This is a genomic window from Blastocatellia bacterium, assembly GCA_035573895.1.
GTDB lineage: Bacteria > Acidobacteriota > Blastocatellia > HR10 > HR10 > DATLZR01.
Map to the genome: position 1 here is coordinate 1 of DATLZR010000126.1, position 18,907 is coordinate 18,907.

An 18,907-nucleotide genomic window follows, 5' to 3' on the forward strand; every position below is an offset into this window, starting at 1 on the left:
CCGGGGCATCTTCTCCGCTCCCGCCGAGGTTTTCCCTCTCGCTGCCGATGCAACAGCAATTGCTGTCGGGCAGCTCGACGAGAAGTACGAAAACGATGTGATTGTCGCTTCGGGCTCCGAGCTTGTCCTCATCTCCGGGCACGATCCTCTCCGAGTCGCAGCTGGATCCGGCGAGGCTGTGGCGCGGGTGTATCGTCGCTCTTTTCCCTTCGAGATTCGCTCGCTCGCGCTGGGATATTTTGGGCCGAGGCGAAACTCACCGATGGACATCGCTTTGCTCGGCAGCGACGGGTCCATCCATTTTCTGACCTCGCCGACGGAAGCCGATGAGAGCGGCGTGTCCTTCCCTCTCGAGCAGTGGTCCTTCGTCACGTTTTCGTTCGATCACCCGCTGGGAATGGGACCAGATCGCTCGCCTCTCTTTCTGCGGGCCAAAGTCTCCAGTCGTCCGAGCGATGATCTCATTCTCTTTGACGAAGCCGATTCTCAGATTCACATCCTGACGCCTCAGGGCGATGGGTCCGTCCCGATCGCTTCTGCCGACGGTGATCCGGAGGGAAATGTCACTCGACGGGAACGTTCGTTCTCAGTGGTGAGTCTGGATGAAGTAGCCGATCCTCCGATTGCTGCTCTGACGCTGCGATTAAATGCCGACGCGCTTGGTGATCTCGTGATCCTTCACGAGCGCACGATGACTCCAACGGTGGTTCTCACGGCCGCTCCCCGGAGATTCACGGTGACGACGACCAACGACAGTGGCGTGGGTTCGCTCCGTCAGGCCATTCTCGATGCCAATGCCAATCCGGGAGCCGATACAATTGCCTTCAACATCCCGGGAAGTGGCACGCGCACAATCGCCCTCACCTCACCGCTGCCCAGCATCACTGAAGCCGTGACCATTGACGGAACAACACAACCGTCCGGACGGGTGGAGATCAACGGAGATCGCGCCGGTCGAGCGGCCACGGGCTTGATTCTGGCCGGGGGGAATATCGTTGTCCGAGGACTGACCATCACCCGATTTCACTACGATCCGGTGAAGCTTCTGGCCCTGGATTTCATCGGAGCGGGCGGCAGCGCCATTCGCATTGACTCGAGCAACAATATCGTTGAGGGCAACTTTCTCGGCACCACCGCCACCGGCGCTACGGATGCCGGGAATGATCTGGCCGGCGTACTCGTCACGGGATCGAACAACACGATTGGGGGGACGCGCGATACGGCACGCAACATCCTCTCGGGGAATCTCGTCGGCGTGGGCTTAGCGACGAGCGGGGCGACGGGGAACCAGGTGATCGGCAACTACATCGGCACCGATCCCAGCGGAACGACGGCGATTCCGAACTCCGCCGGCGTCGTCATCCTCGGCGCGTCGGGCAACACCATCGGTGGGACGGCTACAGGAGCCCGCAACGTGATTTCGGGCAATCGCAAGGCTCCTCCGCTGGCGAACCTTCCTCTGGCTGGTGGCGTGGCGCTCATCAGCTACCAATCGTTCACCGGCACGTCGGGCAATCTCATCCAGGGCAACTATATCGGTCCCACGCGCGCGGGCACAGCGGCGCTCGGGAACGGCGTGACCAACGGGCGCATTCCCGGTGCCGGCATCTTCATCGGCAGCGCGACCAATAACACGATCGGAGGAACGACGGCAGCCGCCCGGAACATCATTTCCGGCAATAACGGCTATGGCATCGTCCTCGGCACGGCCAACGGCGACGGGGCCAGTGGCAACGTCATTCAAGGAAACGCTATCGGTACTCAGGCCGACGGTCGTACAGCGTTGAGTAATACCTCTCATGGCCTTTTCATCACGGCGTCCTCCAGCGGGAACCTCATCGGCGGCACCGATCCCGGTGCCGGAAACATCATCGCGTTTAACGGGGGCGCCGGTGTCGTGGTGGAATCCGGCACTCGAAACGGGATTCTCGCCAATGTGATCTTTTCCAATGAGCGACTGGGAATTGATCTCGGAGGTAACGGTGTGACGCGCAACGATTCCGATGATCAAGATGCGGGGGCCAATGATCTGCAGAACTTCCCGGAATTGATCGTCGCCGCCTCGTCGAGCAGTCGCACCACTGTGCGCGGACGCCTGACGGGTGCCGCCAATGCCACGTACACGCTGGAGTTTTTCTCCAACACCAACTGTGACCCCTCACGCTTTGGCGAAGGCGAGAGCTTCGCCGGTTCCGCTCGCGTGACGACGGACGCCTCAGGCACGGTCAATTTCACCGTCACGCTCACTCCCGTTCTCACGGCGGGACGATTCCTCACCGCCACGGCGACCGATGCCGCCAACAATACGTCCGAGTTCTCGCCGTGCCTCGAAGTGGTGCGAACGGGGCAGCCCGATATCAACGTTCCCACGAGTCTCGCCTTTGATCGCGTCACGGTGGGTCAGACGGCGGAGCGCTCCCTGCCGGTGGCCAACGACGGGGATGCCAATCTGGTGATCACCAGCCTCTCGGTGGACAGCCCTCAGTTTTCGGTCGTCACGTCGGGATTGCCGCTGACCATCGAAGCGGGAGATCAACGCACCATCACCGTCCGTTTCAACCCGACGGTGGTGGGGAATCACTCCGGGCAATTGACGATTACGAGTAACGATCCCAACGAATCGCGCACCGTGGTCGAGTTGACCGGCGAAGGCATCCCGACAGCGCCGGAGATCGAAGTGACGCCGAGTGCGCTCGACTTCGGCACTGTGACGCCCGGGCGCACAAAGGAGTTAACGCTCACCCTGCGCAATGCGGGGACGGCCGCGCTGCGCGTCACAACGCTGGCGCTGGAGAGTTCCGGCAGTTCGTTCACCCTGGTTTCTCCGGCGGCTCCTTTCGATCTTGCTCCTTCGGCAGAGCGGTCTGTCGTTGTTCGTTTCGCTCCCACCGGCCCGGGGGAGCAGACCGACACCCTCGTGATCGTCAGTAATGATGCCGATGAAGCTACCGTGCGCGTTCCCCTCACCGGCGTGGGCATGCCCCGCACGTTGAGCATTCTCGGCAGCGAAGCGGCTCCCGGAGCCCAGGTGACGGTTCCGGTGATGCTGAGTGACGGGAGCATGATCTCGGCGTTGCGATTCACCATTACCTTCGATAAGGCCGTTGTGTCGGTGCCGATGCCTGAAGCTGTCGCCGCTGGCCCACTCTTACCCCAGGGGTTCTCCTTGAGCGCCAACGTCAGCGTGCCCGGACAGGTCACGGTCCTGATCACGCCGCCGCTCCAGACGCCATTGCCGACGCTTCCTCCGGACAGCGGGGCCGTCGCCATGATCACTTTTCAAATCGCCTTCACGGCTCCCGGAGGCACGCAGACTCCACTGCGATTGGCTTCGGCTTCGGCCTCAGATCCACAGGCGCGCGGCCTCTCCCTCGCGCTCAAGGATGGAATGATCGCCATTAGCGAGGTGCTTCCCGGTGACACCACTCAGGATGGACAAATCAACGAGCAGGACGTTGTGCGCCTGATCCTTCATCTCACCGGCGAGAGTCCGCTTACGGGGCGGGCCCTTCGGGCCGCCGATACCAATTGCGATGGAAGAGTCACAGAACAGGACCTCGTCCGCCTTATTCTCCATCTGACGGGCGAGCGGCTGCTGTCGCCCAGTTGTTCCACTCCGCCGTCATGAGCGGGACAGCGTGAGTTGTGGCGCGGGCTTTCGACCGGAAAGTCCGCGCGACAGTGGCGCAAGCTTTCCAGCTTGCGCATTTTTTTCGCAGATTGGAAAGTCCGCTCTCCTCATTCACCGGGCCCTCTGGCAAAGATCGAGACGAACTCGTACAATCGCCAACTATGTCGGGACGGAAAACCTTCCACGATCGGCGCACGCTGGCGGAGGTGAACCGGTTGCTGCGGCGCATTGGGGCGGAAGCGGCGGTTGGTGAGCGGATGAAAACGATTGCTCGACTCCTGCACGGACGCCCCTATCGTGAGAACCCGCTCGTCGGTTCGGCCGATTCGCCCGAGGTATTTACCTTCTCGCTGCGCGCATTCGATTGTGTGACGTATATCGAAACGGTTCTGGCGCTGGCGCTGGCCCGGTCGGCCAGAGATTTCCTCCGATGGCTTCGGAGGATCCGCTACCGGAATGGTCGCGTCACCTGGCGCGACCGCCACCACTACATGGTGGAGTGGATTCGGGCCAATGCCCGTCAGGGGGTGATCGCCGATCTCACGCGCGGTCCGATGACGGTCTCCCGCTCGAAAACGCTCGCCGTTGTTGCCGGGCGTGCGCCCCGGCGCGTCCGCTTCCGCCTCTTTCCCAAGAGGATGATCGGGCGGATCGCCCCGCAGATGCGCGATGGCGATCTGCTGTTTTTCGCCTCGACACGGAAATATCTCGATGTCTTTCATGTCGGCCTTGTTTTCGTCGGCGCCGATGGCATCACGCTGAGTCATGCTGCGCGGAGTCGAGGGCAGGTCATCGAACAACCTCTCGAACATTTTCTTCGGGAGAATCGAATGGCCGGAGTGCTCTGGGTCCGTCCGCGACGGCCCGAGAATCGGGCGGTTCGTCGTGCGCGAGCGGACGGCGCACCCATCGGTCGGCGGCGATGATCGGCCCCGGCAGAGAGGGACCTCTTTGGCAGAGGGTCCCGCATAACGCCCTTTTTTCAGAAGGGGGGAAAGTCGGTCATGATCATCATGAAGTTCGGCGGCACATCGGTTGAAGATGCTCGAGCGATTACCCGCGTGACGGATATTGTCCGAGAGCATTTGCGCGATCGTCCGATCGTCGTTCTCTCGGCCATTGCCGGGATGACCGACGGATTGATCGCGATGGCTCACCAGGCCGCCGAGGGACGGGAGGCAGAGGCGCAGGCGGTGCTCGCGCACCTGCGCGAACGTCATGAGACGATCGTCACCGAGCTTGATCTGAGCGAGGAAACGCGCGAGACGCTCCGAGCGGAGATCGAGCACCACTTCGAGCAACTGGCGCATCTCGTGCGCGGCCTGGCCATCCTCGGCGAACTCACTCCACGATCGCTCGATACCATCTGCTCCTACGGGGAGCTTCTGTCCACCCTCATCGTGGCCCGCGCCATGCTCGAGCGAGGGATTCCAGCCCGATGGCTCGATGCCCGACAGATCATCCTCACCGATGAGATGTTCGGTCGCGCCACACCCCTTCTGGAGAAGATCGAGGGAAAAGTGAACGAACATCTCCGCCCCCTCTGGGAACAAGGATACGTGCCGGTCACACAAGGGTATATCGGAGCCACCGAGCGAGGAGTGACGACCACTTTGGGGCGGGGAGGATCCGACTTCACGGCGGCTTTGCTGGGAGCCGCTCTTGGAGCCCGTGAGATTCAGATCTGGACCGACGTGGATGGAATGCTCACGGCGGATCCTCGTCTCGTCCCAACGGCCCTGCGGGTGAAGTGGCTCTCTTTTGCCGAAGCCGCGGAGCTGGCCTACTTCGGAGCCAAGGTCCTCCACCCCAGCACCATTCTCCCCGCCATCAGCAAGAATATTCCCGTGCGCATTCTCAACTCGCGCAAGCCGCATCTGAGCGGCACGCTCATCACCTCGGAGATCCCCTCGGCAGCCGGCTGCGTGAAATCCATCGCCTGCAAACAGGGCATCACCATGATCAACGTCTACTCCACCCGAATGCTCATGGCCTACGGATTCCTACGACGAATCTTCGAGGTCTTTGAACGGCATCGAACCTCGGTGGATCTGGTTTCCACGTCCGAAGTCAACGTCTCGGTTACCGTTGACCGTCCCGATGACGTTCAAGCGATCGTGGCCGATCTAAGCACCTTCTCCCACGTCACGGTCGAGCGGGACAAAGCCATCGTTTGCGTCGTCGGCGAACAGCTCAAGTACACGCCGGGAATCGCCGGGAGAGTCTTCAAGGCCATCGAGGACACGAACGTCTACATGATCTCGCAGGGGGCCTCCGAAATTAACCTGAGCTTCGTCGTTGACGAGGCCGATCTCCCACAGGTCGTGCAAACGCTTCACCGGGAATTCTTCAGCACCGTTCCCGGCGAGATCTTCGAATGAGCTGTCCGCGAGACGGGTTCCTTTTGTGACGGGCGAAAAGGTGCTTCCCGCTGACCGGGAGAAAGCGACGGGTGAACGATGGCGAATGTGTCCATTGAGGGGATGCCATCGCAGGGGCTGCCCGCGCTCGATGGTCTGACGATATCGCCCGTCGTTGCGGTGATGGCCCTTATGCCGGGACTAAATCGCGAAAGCAAAAGGAATCTCTGAGGACGGTCTCGCCGATGGTGAACGTCACCGGACGGGTGAAGATCGGGCCATCAAAGACAAACGAGTGAAACTCTCCGTTTTCGCCACAGGGGTCCACCCCGGGAGGAAGCCGACGCAAAAATTCCTCCTCGATCATCTGCCCGGCAAAAGAACGATCGAGAACTTTTGTGTCCACGCACACCACTATCGCTTTGAACCCCATGGTGATGAAAGTTCGTGCCAGTTCATTCGTATCGCGCCTCCAGATCGGAAATGCCCCTTTCATTCCTATTTTCGAGAGAAAGTCCTCTCGATACCTTCGTATGTCTTCCAGAAAGATGTCGCCGAAGACGACCGTCTGGACGCCGTTTCTCCGATACTCCTCAAGCGCCGCCTTCATTTTCGACTCGTATTCTTCGTTCGTCGCGTTCATCGAAAGGTGAATCGTATGCAGCGGCAGGCCGAGGGATTCCACTTGACGTTCGAGAAGACTGCGACGCACGCCGTGCATACTGATTCGGTCGTAACCGTCGGTCACCGTGGTGACCAAGGCTACAATCTCGTACTGACCGGTTTTTTGAATCTCATAGAGCGCCATCGAGCTATCTTTCCCACCGCTCCATGAGACGAGCACTCTTTCTTTCATCGCTGTCTCTTCAGGGGTGATCCCTTTTCCCGGAGATTCCCCATCTCACGATTATACGAAGGAGTGGGGACCGTTGAGGCACTCTCAACAGATGTTTCAGGGCTCTTTGGCATCGGCGCGTTCTCCACGAAAGCTCCTGAAGGCTCGGGAAGGCCGGTATTCCCCGGAGCTTCTTGACACCTCGGAAGGGCGGCCCCTATACTTTCGGCCTTTCTGCAAGCGAGGCAAGAGTGAGCGAGCGGGGTGCGCCCGCCTCTCACGCGAGAAAAAAGGAGATACTTTATGCCACGAACACAATCGGCCATCCGGCAGATGCGCAAAAACGAGCGCCGACGCGAAATCAATCGGCGGAATCGCAGCCGCCTGCGGACGGCGATCAAAAAACTCCGCGCAGCTCTCCAGGCAGGTGCGGTCGAAGAAGCCAAGCAGCTCCTGCCCCGGACGCTCTCGATCATTGATAACTCGGTCCACAAGGGCATTCTCCATCGAAATGCGGCAGCCCGATACAAATCGCGTTTGATGGCTCATGTTCATCGGCTCATTCGTGCCTCCTCGACCGTGACGCAGGCGCAGTGAAGCCTCGGCATCAGGGGTGCTCCGTGTCACGCCCACCGGACTTATGAGAGCGCCCTGAGCACGTCCGCTGAAGGGAAGGCGACACCCAACGTCCACTCTCCATTTTCCCCGAAGGCGAGGCATCACCGGTGTTCAACCCGACGCTATGTCGTTTCCCCTTGACGAGTAAGGGCGGATGAGCGTCTGCCCCTGATGCTCACCGGTCTGAAGGGAGCGCGCAACGGTCTCCGGCGCGTTCCCCTCAGGGGAGGACGGAAATCGTTCCCGGAGGCCCCTCCGCAATCTCTCCAATGACGGCGGCAGCCGGCGTTTTCGCTCGCTGGAGGGCACCGATCAGCGCTTCGGTTCGATCCGGCGCCACCGCAATGAGCAGACCACCAGAGGTTTGGGCATCGCACAGGACGAGCTGAGCGTCAGGGGTGATGGCTTCATGCCAGGTGACGAACTGGCTGAGGTAACGATGATTGTTTCGTGTGCCGCCGGGAACGACGTCCTGGCGGACGAGGTCCCAGGCCTCAGGCAAAACGGGCACGCGCGAGAGCCAGACGCGTGCGCTCACCCGGCTGGCCACGAGCATGTTACGCAGATGGCCGAGGAGACCGTAGCCGGTGACGTCGGTGGCGGCGTGAACGCCTACCTCTCGCATCGCCCGAGCCGCGGAAGCGTTGAGCGTCGCCATGAGCGCGATGACTTTCTCCTCGGTTTCCCGGCTGATGACCTGACGCTTAATTCCGGTCGTGATGATTCCGATGCCGAGCGGTTTTGTCAACACGAGCTGATCGCCGGGCCGCGCCGTCGCCGTGGCAATGATGGCCGAGGGGTGGGCGACGCCGACAACGGCCAGTCCGTATTTCGGTTCCACATCATCAACGGTATGACCGCCCAGAATGGGCACGCCGGCCTCCCGCGCTTTGTCGGCTCCGCCGCGCAAAATCTCACTCAGGATGCGCAGGGGCAGCTTCTTCGAGGGAAATCCGACGAGATTGAGGGCCACCAGCGGATCAACCCCTTTCGCATAGAGATCGCTCAGCGAGTTCGCAACAGCAATCGCGCCGAAGGCATAGGGGTCATCCACCACCGGTGTGAAGAAATCGGTCGTCAGCACCAGAGCGGTTGTCTCGTTGAGCAGATAGACGCCGACATCGTCGGAGCTGCCCGCTCCGATGAGCACGCGGGGATCCTCCACCGGGGTGAGAGTGGCCAGAACCTCGACCAGGTCCTGCTGACTCAGCTTACACGCTCAACCGGCCCCGTGACTGAGCATGGTCAATCTGATGTCTTCCGGTGTGTTCACGCTTTCCTCCCTCGGCACAGCCGAAACAGATGGTCATCCACTCCCCTGTCGCGGCTGCGCTCTTTCACATCGAACGTGACAGTCTACGTGATGGGGCGTCGGCTTTCCAGCTCGCGCCGGGTTGCCGACCAGAAAGTCCACGCTCCTCATTGATCAGCGCACCCGACGGATCAGTTCGACCATCTCCCGCACGGCCCGTTCCAGGCCGACCAGCACGGCCCGCGCGATGATATTGTGTCCGATGTTGAGTTCCTCGATCTCGTCAATGGCGGCGATGGCCCGAACGTTCCGATAGGTCAATCCGTGACCGGCGGCCACGCTGAGTCCAAGCGAACGAGCCCGACGCGCCGCTTCACGGATACGCTCGCACTCCTGCTGTCCGCGAGCCGGATCATAAGGGATCGCTCGACGAAAGAAAGGGGACGGCGGGGTCGTGTAGTCGGCGTAGACGGCGGTGCAGATTTCAATTTCCTGTGCTCCCGTGGCCCGTGCCGCCTCGATCTGATCGGCCACCGGATCAATGAAGAGGCTGACGCGAATGCCCGCTTCCGTCAGCCGTTCAACCGCACGAGCCAGCTCGCGTCCGCCTTTGACGACATCGAGTCCGCCCTCGGTGGTGATCTCACCGGGATTTTCCGGGACGAGCGTCACTTTGTCCGGTTTGACCTCGCGGGCGATCTGCACCATCTCGTCGGTGGCGGCCATTTCGACATTGAGAAAAGTCGTCACCATCTGGCGGAGGAGTCGAACGTCCCCGTCCTGAATGTGGCGGCGATCCCCACGAAGGTGAATGGTGATGCCGTCAGCTCCGGCCAGCTCACAGATCATTGCTGCCATGGCCACGCTCGGCTCGATATGCCGTCGCGCCTGGCGAACCGTTGCGACATGATCAATGTTCACATTCAGCCTCATAGTCTTCCCCCCTCGATGCCTCCGGCCGAGACGCTCGCCGGGATCTTCGACGCGGACTCGTTTACTGAAACCTCAACCAGCTTTGTCGTAGCGTCCCGTCAGATCGTTCCAACGCGTCTCAGCCAGGTTGAGAACCATGCGGATGGCGTCTCTCATCATGCGCACGCGCGATCCTTCGGAATGAGACCAGCGCACCGGCACTTCGCGAAGTCGCAATCCTCGCTTGTGGGCGAGATAGAGAACTTCGGCATCGAATCCGAACCCTCTGATTCGTTGAACGCGAAAGATGGGCAGGATCGCCTCCCGGCGATACGCTTTGAATCCGCATTGCGTGTCTTTGAACCGCAGACCGGTGAGCGCCCGCACACAGAGATTGAAAAGGCGACCGGCCAGTCGCCTCCCCACCGGCTGTGTCACCAGGTGCGGATCGAGCGCCCGCGAGCCAATGACCACATCCGCCATGGCGCCAGCAATAGGCTCGTAGAGCTTGGGCGCTTCCGCGATGGGAGCCGACAGATCGGCATCGGTGAATAAAACGATCTCTCCTCGTGCGGCCAGAACTCCCCGACGGACGCTGTAGCCCTTCCCCTCATTGCGCCGATTCCGCTCCAGCCGCACGGCCATGTGCGGGTGCTCGTGCATGAACCGCTCGACGAGGGCTGCCGTCTCGTCGGTCGAACCGTCGTCAACGACGATCACCTCACTGGCAAATGACTTCCCCTGGAGAAACTCCCGGATAGACTCCAGTGTGCGACCGATGCGGTGGGCTTCGTTGTAGGCCGGGATGATGATCGAGAGAAAAACGGCCTCCGCCACTCTGCTCTCCTCCGGATGCACAGAGAGAAGTTAGTATCAGGCTCCCTCGCACGAAAATCAAGAGGGCCCATTGAAGCTCCTCCGAGGAGGATCCCTGAGAGAGACCAGCGATTCGAATGTGGCGCGGCCTTTCCGCTCCTGCCGGAGCAGCACAGAGGCGAAAGTGTGTGCTACCGATGTCCCTTTACTTTCGCTGGAACCTGCGGTTTCCTTGAGGCGTCTCTGTAACGGAGGGATAAGCGATGAAGAAGCGATACACGTATCTCGTCCATGCCCTGCTGGTGATTACTCTTTGCCATCCGATTCTCGGTCTGGCCGTGCAAAGCGAGCAGGCGACATCGCTACCAATTCGTCGCATCGTCCTCTATCGGCACGGCGTGGGTTATTTCGAGCGACGCGGGCGCGTCACCGGCAACGTGGATGTCAGGTTGAGATTCAATGCCGGGCAGATGAGCGATGTCCTCAAGTCGCTCGTTGTGCTCGATCTCGGTCGGGGGACGGTGTCGGCAGTTGCGTTTGATTCGTCGGAGCCGCTCGAACGACGGCTCGCGCGATTCTCCGTCTCGCCCTCGACCACCGAGATGCTCACCTCGCTGGCGAGTCAGTTGCGCGGCGTGCGGGTGGAAATCACGACCAGCGCGGGAACGGCCAGCGGCGTCATCACCGGGTTTGAATCACGCCAGGTGCTGAAGGTCTCCGAAGCCCTGCCGGAGATCGTCACGCGAAAGTATCTCGTCCTGCTGATGGATACAGGTGAACTCCGCACCTTCGATTTCGAGGAGTTGCGCAGTTTCCGCATCCTGAACCAACAGATGGCCGAGGAGGTCAAGCGTTACTTTGAAGCCCTCCACTCGTCTCATCAGCGCGACGAACGCACGCTGCGGATTTCCGCGCAGGGACAGGGAACGCGCGAACTGGTGGCCGCCTACACCATCGAAGTCCCCGTCTGGCGCACGACCTATCGCATCGTGATGGAGCGCGGCAGCAGACCGCTGCTTCAGGGATGGGCCATCGTGTATAACACGAGCGACGAGGATTGGACCGATGTCTCGCTCTCGCTCGTGTCGGGACTGCCCGTCTCCTTCGCCTACGATCTCTATCAACCGCGATACATGCGTCGTCCCGAAATTCGCCTGGCCGAAGAGCTGACCGTCACCCCCCAGACTTACGAGAGCGCCCTGGGCAAGCCCGCCGAGGAGAAAGTAACGGGAGAGGAGCTGATGAAGCAAAGGGCGCTGATGGGGCCACCCGCCGCTCAGCCGCTCATGGCCCGGGAAGCCGTCGAAGCCGCCGTGACGCCGGAAGCCGCAGCCCGAAGCATCACTCCCACGACCGTGACGCGACAGATCGGTGAGCTGTTCGAGTATCGCATTGATCATCCCGTCACCGTGCTACGGGGCCAGTCGGCCATGGTCCCGATTGTGCAGGCGCAGATCGAGGCGACTCCGGTATCCCTCTATAATGAATCGGCGCGGGCCGATCATCCGATGTCCGGATTGCGACTGACCAACACCACCGATTTGACGCTCGAAGGGGGGACCGTCACGGTGATCGAGGACGGAAGCTATGCCGGAGAGGCGCTGGTGGAGACCATTCGCCCTCGTGAGCAACGATTCATCTCCTATGCCGTGGATCTCGGCATTGATGCGACGACCAATCGAGAGAGCCGCCGCGATCGAGCCTACCGTCTGGTGGCCCGTGGGGGATCGCTCTCCCTCCACTTTTACGAGATCGAGACCAAGACCTACACGCTGACGAATCGGAGCGACCGCCCGCGAACCGTCATCGTCGAGCATCCCTATCGCAGCGGCTGGGAGTTGTCTCAGGAGGGAGAGAAACCGATCGAAGAAACGCCCCATTTTTACCGCTTTCAGGTCGAGGTCCCCGTGCGGGCAACGAAGAAGCTGGTGGTCAAAGAGCGACGGACGCTCACCGAGGAGTATCGCGTCGGCGATCTGACGCCGGAGCAGCTTTCGGCTCTGATCGCCGGAGGTTCTCTCGATGCCGAGACGCGAAGGAAGCTGGAGGAGATCATGCGGGTGAAGGCTCAGATCGCCGATCTGACCGCGCGGATTGAGGCGCGGACGCGAGAGATGGACCAGATTTTCCGCGATCACCAACGCATTCGAGGTAATCTGACCGCCCTCGGTCAGAGCGAGCAGGAACGACAATTGCGATCACGTTACATCGAACAGATCACCCGCGATGAGGAACGTCTCGCCCGACTCCGGCAAGAGAACGATCGCGACGAACAGGAGCGCGCCCGACTCCAGAACCAGCTCAACGACTTGATCGAAAAATTCGCCGTGGATCGCCGACTCACGTAGCCTCACCGGGTGACGGCCCCTTCGGAAGCCGAGGAGACCAGACGCTGGTACTTGGCCATGACGCCCGTGCGATAACGGGGCGGGGGCGGAGACCAGTTGGCCAGACGCGCGGCGATCTCCTGCTCGGAGAGGTCCACATCGAGGCGGCGACCGGGGACATCGAAGACGATCATGTCGCCATCGCGCAGGGCCGCGATCGGGCCGCCGACGGCGGCTTCGGGAGCCACGTGGCCCGCCATCAGCCCATGCGTTGCGCCGGAGAATCGCCCATCCGTCAGCAGCGCGACCGAGCCACCGAGCCCGGCCCCCTGCAGCGCACTCGTGACCGCGAGCATCTCTCGCATTCCCGGCCCTCCTTTCGGTCCCTCATAGCGAATGACGACGACATCGCCGGGCCGAATGGTTCCCCGCTTGACCGCCTCAAAAGCCTCTTCCTCTCGATCAAAAACTCGCGCCGGCCCCCGATGCGTCAGCTTCTCCTTCCCGGCGATTTTCACCACGCATCCGTCGGGGGCGAGATTTCCTTTGAGAATCACCAATCCGCCGGTGGGCGACAAGGGACTGGACAGGGGACGGATCACCGGCTGTCCGGGAGTTTCTCGGGCCTCGGCGGCTTCTTCACCGATGGTGCGACCGGTGACGGTGAGAGCATCGGCGTGAAGCAGTCCCGCTTCCAGCAGCCGGTTGGCGATGACGCCGATGCCTCCGGCTTTGTAGACATCAGTGGCGACATAGCGTCCCCACGGTTTCAAATCGGCCAGCAACGGCGTCCGGGAACTAATCCGATCAAAATCATCAATGCTCAACTCCACGTCCGCTTCCCGCGCCACGGCCAACAGGTGAAGGACAGCGTTGGTTGATCCTCCGGTGGCGGCCACGGCGGCAATGGCATTCTCCAGGGACTTCCGGGTGATGATCTGACGGGGTCGCAGGTCACGGCGGAGAAGCTCCATTACGAGCTGTCCGCAGCGAAAGGCGACGTCGTCTTTGAGCGGATCGGTCGCCGGGACCATGGCGCTCCCCATGGGCGAGATGCCCATCACCTCAAAGGCGGTGGCCATGGTGTTGGCGGTGAATTGCCCTCCGCAAGCTCCCGCTCCCGGACAGGCGGCATTCTCGATGGCCCGCAGCTCTTCGGCCGTCAGACGACCGGCGGCACACGCCCCGACGGCTTCGAACACATCCTGAATAGTCACATCCCGCCCGGCGATATGGCCCGGCTCAATCGAGCCGCTGTAGAGCATGAGCCCGGGAATATCCAACCGCAAGAGGGCCATCACCGTGCCCGGAATCGTTTTATCGCAGCCCGAGATGACCACCAGCGCATCCAACAGATGGCCGCGCGCGACCAGCTCAATGGAATCGGCGATGATTTCGCGGCTGACAAGCGACGTCTTCATTCCTTCCGTCCCCATAGCAATGCCATCGGAGATGGCGATCGTGCTGAACTCGACCGGCGTGCCGCCGGCCTCACGGATGCCCTGTTTGACGCGTTCGGCCAATCGCCGATGATTCCAATTGCAGGGCATGATCTCGATCCAGCAGTGAGCCACTCCCACAAGCGGTCGTGACAAATCCTCATCGCTATAACCCACGGCTTTCATCATCGCCCGGGCCGGGGCGCGATCAAGCCCCTCAAGCAGGGGACGACTTCGCTCTCTCAGATCTCGTTCCATACCCACTCTCCTCGACGGCATTTGATCCTTTGCCGAAAAAATGCCCGGTGATTATAGTGTGCTCCACCCCATGAGATAAAGCGGATGAAAGGATGACCGCCATGACGAGAGGATATGCCGCTGACATCCCTGAAGGTCTTCGCCGCGCCGACGTTCTTCCTTCAGACAACGGCTATCAGTTGTCGGCGATTTCTTTGAGAAGCCAATTGCGCGGATCGAGAGTGACGGCGGTGGGTTCCCTGCTCGTGGTGAAGCGAAACTCCTGCACGCGGGCGTCGTTCCACACCCGTTTGATCTCCGAGGTCCCATCGGCATAGCCGATGGCGAGATCGAGCGGCATGATGTAGACGTTGGCCCGGGCCGCCTCGCGTCCGGGAATCGTGTGGGTTTGTTTTTGCTCCACGCGAACGCGAAGCTGATAGTTCTGTCCCTCGCGCCTGACGGTGGTGGAAAGGGAATAGATCGGGCGGCGGGGGGCATAGACCCATTGCTGGAAGAACCAGTCGAGCGATTGTCCGTAAAACTCCGAGAAGACCTGTTTGAGATCGTCAGTGCTCGCGTTGGCATAGGCGAAGCGCCGTCCGTATTCGCGCAAAGCGGCGAAGAAGATTTCATCGCCGACAACGTAGCGGAGCATGTGAAGCACCCAGGCCCCCTTGTTGTAAATCGCCCGGTAATCGTCCCAGGGATCGGCGGCATCTTCGGCATAGACCGTCCCCCGCAGCATTCCATCGGCACGCCCGTCATCATAGCGCCGCATGAGAGCGCCCGGATCAGTTCGATCACGCTTTTCGTAGAAGAGGACCTCGCTGTAAGTAGCAAACCCTTCGTTGAGCCAGATGTCGTTCCAGGTCTTCATCGTCACCATATTGCCCCACCAGTGATGGGCGAGTTCATGGACGATGGTCGTCAGCGGATTGGGCGACGTGACGAGCGACTGACCGAGGCTGGTGATCGTCTGATGCTCCATCGCTCCTCCCCAGGGGAACTCGGCCATACCGTATTTCTCGGCCAGGAAGGGATACTCGCCGAACATCTCGGCCAAGATCCTGATCGCGTCTTTGACGGGAGCGAAATTTCGCCGCGCATCGTCCAAATGTTCGGGATAGACGTAGTAGAGGATGGGCATGGTCGTCGTGCCGTCCAGCGCCCGATAGGTATCGCTGAACGGCGCGAAATTAGTCGCCGTGACCGAGATGAGATAGGTGGCGATGGGATAGCGTTCCTGCCACACGTAGGAGAGGGTGCCGTCGGGATTCGGATGCACACGTTGCAGCAGGCCGTTGGAGGCCACGACATATCCTGACGGAACGGTGACGATGATCTCGGCACGAGCTTTGTCGGCAGGATCATCAATGCAAGGCCACCAGGTGGGAGCGCCGTAGGGTTCGCTCAACGTAGCGATGACGGGGAACCCTCCGTGAGAGCTGATGAACATGCCACTGCCGAGCCGTCCGATGATTCGAGGCTGACCCCGATAGCTGACGGTGATCGTGAAGGTCTCATTCTTAGCCAGGACGGAGGGAAGGGTCACGGCGAGTTCTTCGCTCGTTCGCGTGAAGGTCGAGGGCGCTCCGTTGTACAGGACCCCGGTGATGACGAGGTTGTCGGCGGCATCAATCGTGATCGTTTGGGTTGGTACCGTGAGGCGACCGGAGATGGTGACTGTTCCGGCCAGAGCGTTGGCCTCGGGAAAGAGCGACAGCTCAATGATGTAGTTTTCGACATCCACCGGCCGCGAAGAGGTAGCTTGTGAGGCCGCCGCTCGTCGCCCTCTCGGAGGATGAGGTGGCGACGGGGCGAAAACGAAAGAAGAGGCCTTGCCGTCGCTCCCTCCCAATAGCATACCGGTGGCCGGTGTCACCGCCGGCGGAAGGAAAGCCGCCACGATCACGCTGCCGAGAATCAGGATACGAAGAAGGCGTTTCATGTCCCTCCGTCCTCTGTCACACAGTGCAAACCCTTCATCTGTCGCGTGGACTCTCCGATCCGGGCGCTTGGCCGCAGACGGGAAAGTCCGCGCGACTCTTACGACGGAGCCGTTCGGATCCAGAAGGGGATATAGAGCGGTCGCGGCGTGGTTCGCTCGCCGTCGGAGATGAGCAGGAAACCTTCGCTATCCACCTGCTGGACGACCGAGTCCGTTTCAATCGAAAGTGTCAGCGTGATGGTCGCCGTCGCTCCGGGTGGAAGAGTCAGTTCCCGGGGAGTCACCTGGACCTTGAGATACTGAGCAGCCAGCGACAGCGCCGCGTGAAGCGTGTAGGTTGTTGTGATGCGGGAACGGTTGGTGATGGTGAATTCTTTGACGATACGGGTGGGCGTGGAGACGATGACTTTGCCAAAGCTGTGGCTGGGCGGAGTGACAATCGTCTCGACGCGAACGGCAGCGGCCAGATCAATCGCTCCGGAGCCTCGTTCCATGATGCGATTAATGCCCACTTCGTTCGGTCCGGTGGGACGGGAGGCCGAGGTCATCAGAGCCGCTTTGAGATCAGCCGGGGACCAGTCGGGATGAAGCTGCTTGAGGAGCGCGATGGCTCCGGCAGCCCGAGGAGCGGCGAAACTCGTTCCCGAGGCGAAAACATAGCCGGTGGGATCGTACAGAGGAGGTTGAGGAGATCCGGGATCAGGTCGCGGGAAGCGGCTTTCACCCCGCGGATCATCGGCCTGAGCCGGGCCGTAACTTCCGGCACCGATGGTGACCAGATCGGGCTTGATCAAAAGATCAGGCGTCGGTCCCCGCGAGCTGAAATCGGCCAGCACATGAGGTTGGCGATCGAAGGTCAACGGATCTTCGGCGGGAGCCAGTTGCACGACGGTGGACTGACCGGTGGCAGCATTGGCATCCACCAGGTTTTTCAGCGCCAGGCCGCTCGAGCGAGGGAGAAAGAGCGTCGGCAGCAACAATCCGGCCAGAGAATCGAGCGTTTCGCCGCCTTCCTGGTTGTTGTAAACGATCAGCGCCGTGGCTCCCCGCAGGTTGGCATTGAGGGCTTTGACCAGAATATCGCAGCGGCCCTTTTGCACGAGCAAGGCCGTGCCCCGGACAATCGCCGCGGGCAAGAGCGTACATCCGTAGCCATCGCCGTCGGCGATGCCATCGTCAATGAGATCGGCATCCACCACCGGCGCCGTGAGTGAGTCTGGGAATCGCTCGCTGCGAACCCCCACAATGCGGGTGAATGTCGGCGGAGGAGCTGGGGTGGTGATGCGCACCTGACGCAACTGGCCCGGCGTGAATCCATCATGGCTGTTGGTCACCGCGCCGACGGTGAGAACGCTCGGTGCCGTTCCCGGCGAAGTGATCGTCCCTCGCCCGCCGAAATTCCCCGCGGCAACGGTGACAAAGACTCCAGCAGCCACGGCATTGGTCACCGCTTCGACGAAGGCATCAGGGGCGCCGCGATCTGAGGGCAGGACCGGATGACCGAAACTCAGGTTGATGATATCCATGCCATCGGCGACGGCCTCCTCGATCGCTTTGACCACGTTGTCGGTCTCAGCGCTCGGGGCGAAGACGCGATAACTGCCGATGAAGGCTTTGGGAGCAACGCCGCTCAGCGTCACCGGACGCGCCCCCGGAGTGGAGCGTAAATCCACGAAATTTCCCGCCGCCGCTGCCGCCACATGAGTCCCATGTCCGATCAGATCGAGCGCCGTGGCGTGACCGGGATGAAGATTGGGATTGGATTGATCTTTCAGCGACTGGAAGAACTTCGCCACGATGATTTTGCTGCCGGGAGGAAGCGTGAGATTCGGATCATTGGTTTTCGGAAAACCGGCGGGCGGCGTGAGGCTGGGGTCAATGAACATCGGGTTGGTGACATCCACGCCGCTATCAATGATGCCGATCTTGATCCCCCGACCGGCGTTTTCCGGTCCGCCCGTGGCTTGCCAGGCGTCGGCAGCGCCCATGAGTGCCGGGCTGACATCGAGGGGAGGGGCCGGCGCCGCCAGCAACTGATACTCATGAATCGGCGCCAGAGCCGCCACCTCCGGCAATCGCGCCAGAGCGGCGACCTGATTCTCCGGCACAGCCACCGCCATCCCGTTGAGCACGATGTGATAGTGATCGCCCACAAGAGCATCGGGAGCACGTTGGCGCAGCCGTCGAGCAAATGCTTCGTGCTGCGCTTCCAGATAGCTCAGGTACCGGCGGGAAGCCTCCGACTGAAGATTCAATTTTCCCTCGCGCCGGTTGGCGGGAGCTACAGCCGGGTTCGTCGCAGGCAGGCCCCGAATCTGGCCTCGATAGTCCGCAAGCGAAGCATCTTTGAAAAGGACGATGTAAGCTTTCTTATCGGCGATGGTCAGCGTCTCTTGCGGTAGGACAAAGGGAGACCCAGCGGGAGATGACCGCGCCGCCAGTGACAGCGAGTCCGCACACACCAGGCACCCGAGAATGAACAGGATCAGGAGCGTCTTCGTAGAGTGCCTCATCGTCTTTTCCTCCGTG

12 protein-coding genes are annotated in these 18,907 nt (G+C 61.2%); 5 read left to right on the forward strand and 7 right to left on the reverse strand.

Translation table 11 applies throughout. From position 1 onward, the window contains the following. Window positions 1–178 precede the first annotated feature (178 nt). The 3 genes from VNM72_11230 (at window position 179) to lysC (ending at window position 6,012) form a co-directional block, all read left to right on the forward strand. Window positions 179–3,628: a choice-of-anchor D domain-containing protein gene (locus VNM72_11230; GenBank protein ID HXF05972.1), complete on the forward strand. Its 3,450-nt coding sequence runs from the start codon at window positions 179–181 to the stop codon at window positions 3,626–3,628. A 164-nt stretch (window positions 3,629–3,792) separates the two neighbouring features. Then, entirely contained in the window at window positions 3,793–4,557 is a 765-nt protein-coding gene (locus VNM72_11235; protein ID HXF05973.1) for an N-acetylmuramoyl-L-alanine amidase-like domain-containing protein, read from the forward strand. A 78-nt stretch (window positions 4,558–4,635) separates the two neighbouring features. Next, the gene (lysC, locus tag VNM72_11240; GenBank protein HXF05974.1) at window positions 4,636–6,012 is read left to right on the forward strand and encodes a lysine-sensitive aspartokinase 3; all 1,377 of its coding nucleotides are present in this window, start codon (window positions 4,636–4,638) and stop codon (window positions 6,010–6,012) included. Between the two features lie 169 nt (window positions 6,013–6,181). Here the strand turns inward: lysC and VNM72_11245 are convergent, their stop codons facing one another. After that, window positions 6,182–6,847 carry a diphthine--ammonia ligase gene (locus VNM72_11245; GenBank protein ID HXF05975.1) on the reverse strand — a complete coding sequence of 222 codons (666 nt, stop codon included), beginning with the start codon at window positions 6,845–6,847 and terminating at the stop codon, window positions 6,182–6,184. 282 nt (window positions 6,848–7,129) lie between these two features. Here VNM72_11245 and rpsT point away from each other — a divergent pair, with 282 nt between their 5' ends. Further along, complete coding sequence (gene rpsT, locus VNM72_11250; GenBank protein HXF05976.1) at window positions 7,130–7,423, forward strand: 30S ribosomal protein S20; 294 nt, start codon at window positions 7,130–7,132, stop codon at window positions 7,421–7,423. Between the two features lie 241 nt (window positions 7,424–7,664). Here rpsT and selD read toward each other — a convergent pair whose 3' ends face one another. The 3 genes from selD to VNM72_11265 form a co-directional block, all read right to left on the reverse strand. Then, a complete protein-coding gene (gene selD / locus VNM72_11255) occupies window positions 7,665–8,687 on the reverse strand; it encodes a selenide, water dikinase SelD (protein ID HXF05977.1) in 1,023 nt (340 codons plus the stop codon). 183 nt (window positions 8,688–8,870) lie between these two features. Further along, window positions 8,871–9,629 carry a pyridoxine 5'-phosphate synthase gene (locus VNM72_11260; GenBank protein ID HXF05978.1) on the reverse strand — a complete coding sequence of 253 codons (759 nt, stop codon included), beginning with the start codon at window positions 9,627–9,629 and terminating at the stop codon, window positions 8,871–8,873. Between the two features lie 72 nt (window positions 9,630–9,701). After that, window positions 9,702–10,445: a dolichyl-phosphate beta-glucosyltransferase gene (locus tag VNM72_11265; protein ID HXF05979.1), complete on the reverse strand. Its 744-nt coding sequence runs from the start codon at window positions 10,443–10,445 to the stop codon at window positions 9,702–9,704. 242 nt (window positions 10,446–10,687) lie between these two features. Between VNM72_11265 and VNM72_11270 the strand changes: the two genes are divergently transcribed. Beyond that, complete coding sequence (locus VNM72_11270; protein HXF05980.1) at window positions 10,688–12,772, forward strand: hypothetical protein; 2,085 nt, start codon at window positions 10,688–10,690, stop codon at window positions 12,770–12,772. 2 nt (window positions 12,773–12,774) lie between these two features. On the opposite strand, the gene ilvD is transcribed toward VNM72_11270, so the two are convergent. From ilvD to VNM72_11285, 3 genes are all read right to left on the reverse strand, one after another. Continuing rightward, a complete protein-coding gene (gene ilvD / locus VNM72_11275; GenBank protein ID HXF05981.1) occupies window positions 12,775–14,448 on the reverse strand; it encodes a dihydroxy-acid dehydratase in 1,674 nt (557 codons plus the stop codon). Between the two features lie 175 nt (window positions 14,449–14,623). Then, window positions 14,624–16,378, reverse strand: a complete 1,755-nt coding sequence (locus VNM72_11280; protein ID HXF05982.1) for a M1 family metallopeptidase — start codon at window positions 16,376–16,378, stop codon at window positions 14,624–14,626. A gap of 98 nt (window positions 16,379–16,476) precedes the next feature. Further along, window positions 16,477–18,891, reverse strand: coding sequence for a S8 family serine peptidase (locus tag VNM72_11285; GenBank protein ID HXF05983.1), 2,415 nt, complete (start codon window positions 18,889–18,891; stop codon window positions 16,477–16,479). Window positions 18,892–18,907: the final 16 nt, after the last annotated feature.

Excerpts from the sequence above, each read along its gene's own strand:
- VNM72_11285 (HXF05983.1), bottom strand. The coding sequence starts at position 18,891 with ATGAGGCACTCTACGAAGACGCTCCTGATCCTGTTCATTCTCGGGTGC.
- lysC (HXF05974.1), top strand. The coding sequence starts at position 4,636 with ATGATCATCATGAAGTTCGGCGGCACATCGGTTGAAGATGCTCGAGCG.
- VNM72_11270 (HXF05980.1), top strand. The coding sequence starts at position 10,688 with ATGAAGAAGCGATACACGTATCTCGTCCATGCCCTGCTGGTGATTACT.
- VNM72_11245 (HXF05975.1), bottom strand. The coding sequence starts at position 6,847 with ATGAAAGAAAGAGTGCTCGTCTCATGGAGCGGTGGGAAAGATAGCTCG.
- VNM72_11280 (HXF05982.1), bottom strand. The coding sequence starts at position 16,378 with ATGAAACGCCTTCTTCGTATCCTGATTCTCGGCAGCGTGATCGTGGCG.
- VNM72_11260 (HXF05978.1), bottom strand. The coding sequence starts at position 9,629 with ATGAGGCTGAATGTGAACATTGATCATGTCGCAACGGTTCGCCAGGCG.
- ilvD (HXF05981.1), bottom strand. The coding sequence starts at position 14,448 with ATGGAACGAGATCTGAGAGAGCGAAGTCGTCCCCTGCTTGAGGGGCTT.
- rpsT (HXF05976.1), top strand. The coding sequence starts at position 7,130 with ATGCCACGAACACAATCGGCCATCCGGCAGATGCGCAAAAACGAGCGC.
- VNM72_11235 (HXF05973.1), top strand. The coding sequence starts at position 3,793 with ATGTCGGGACGGAAAACCTTCCACGATCGGCGCACGCTGGCGGAGGTG.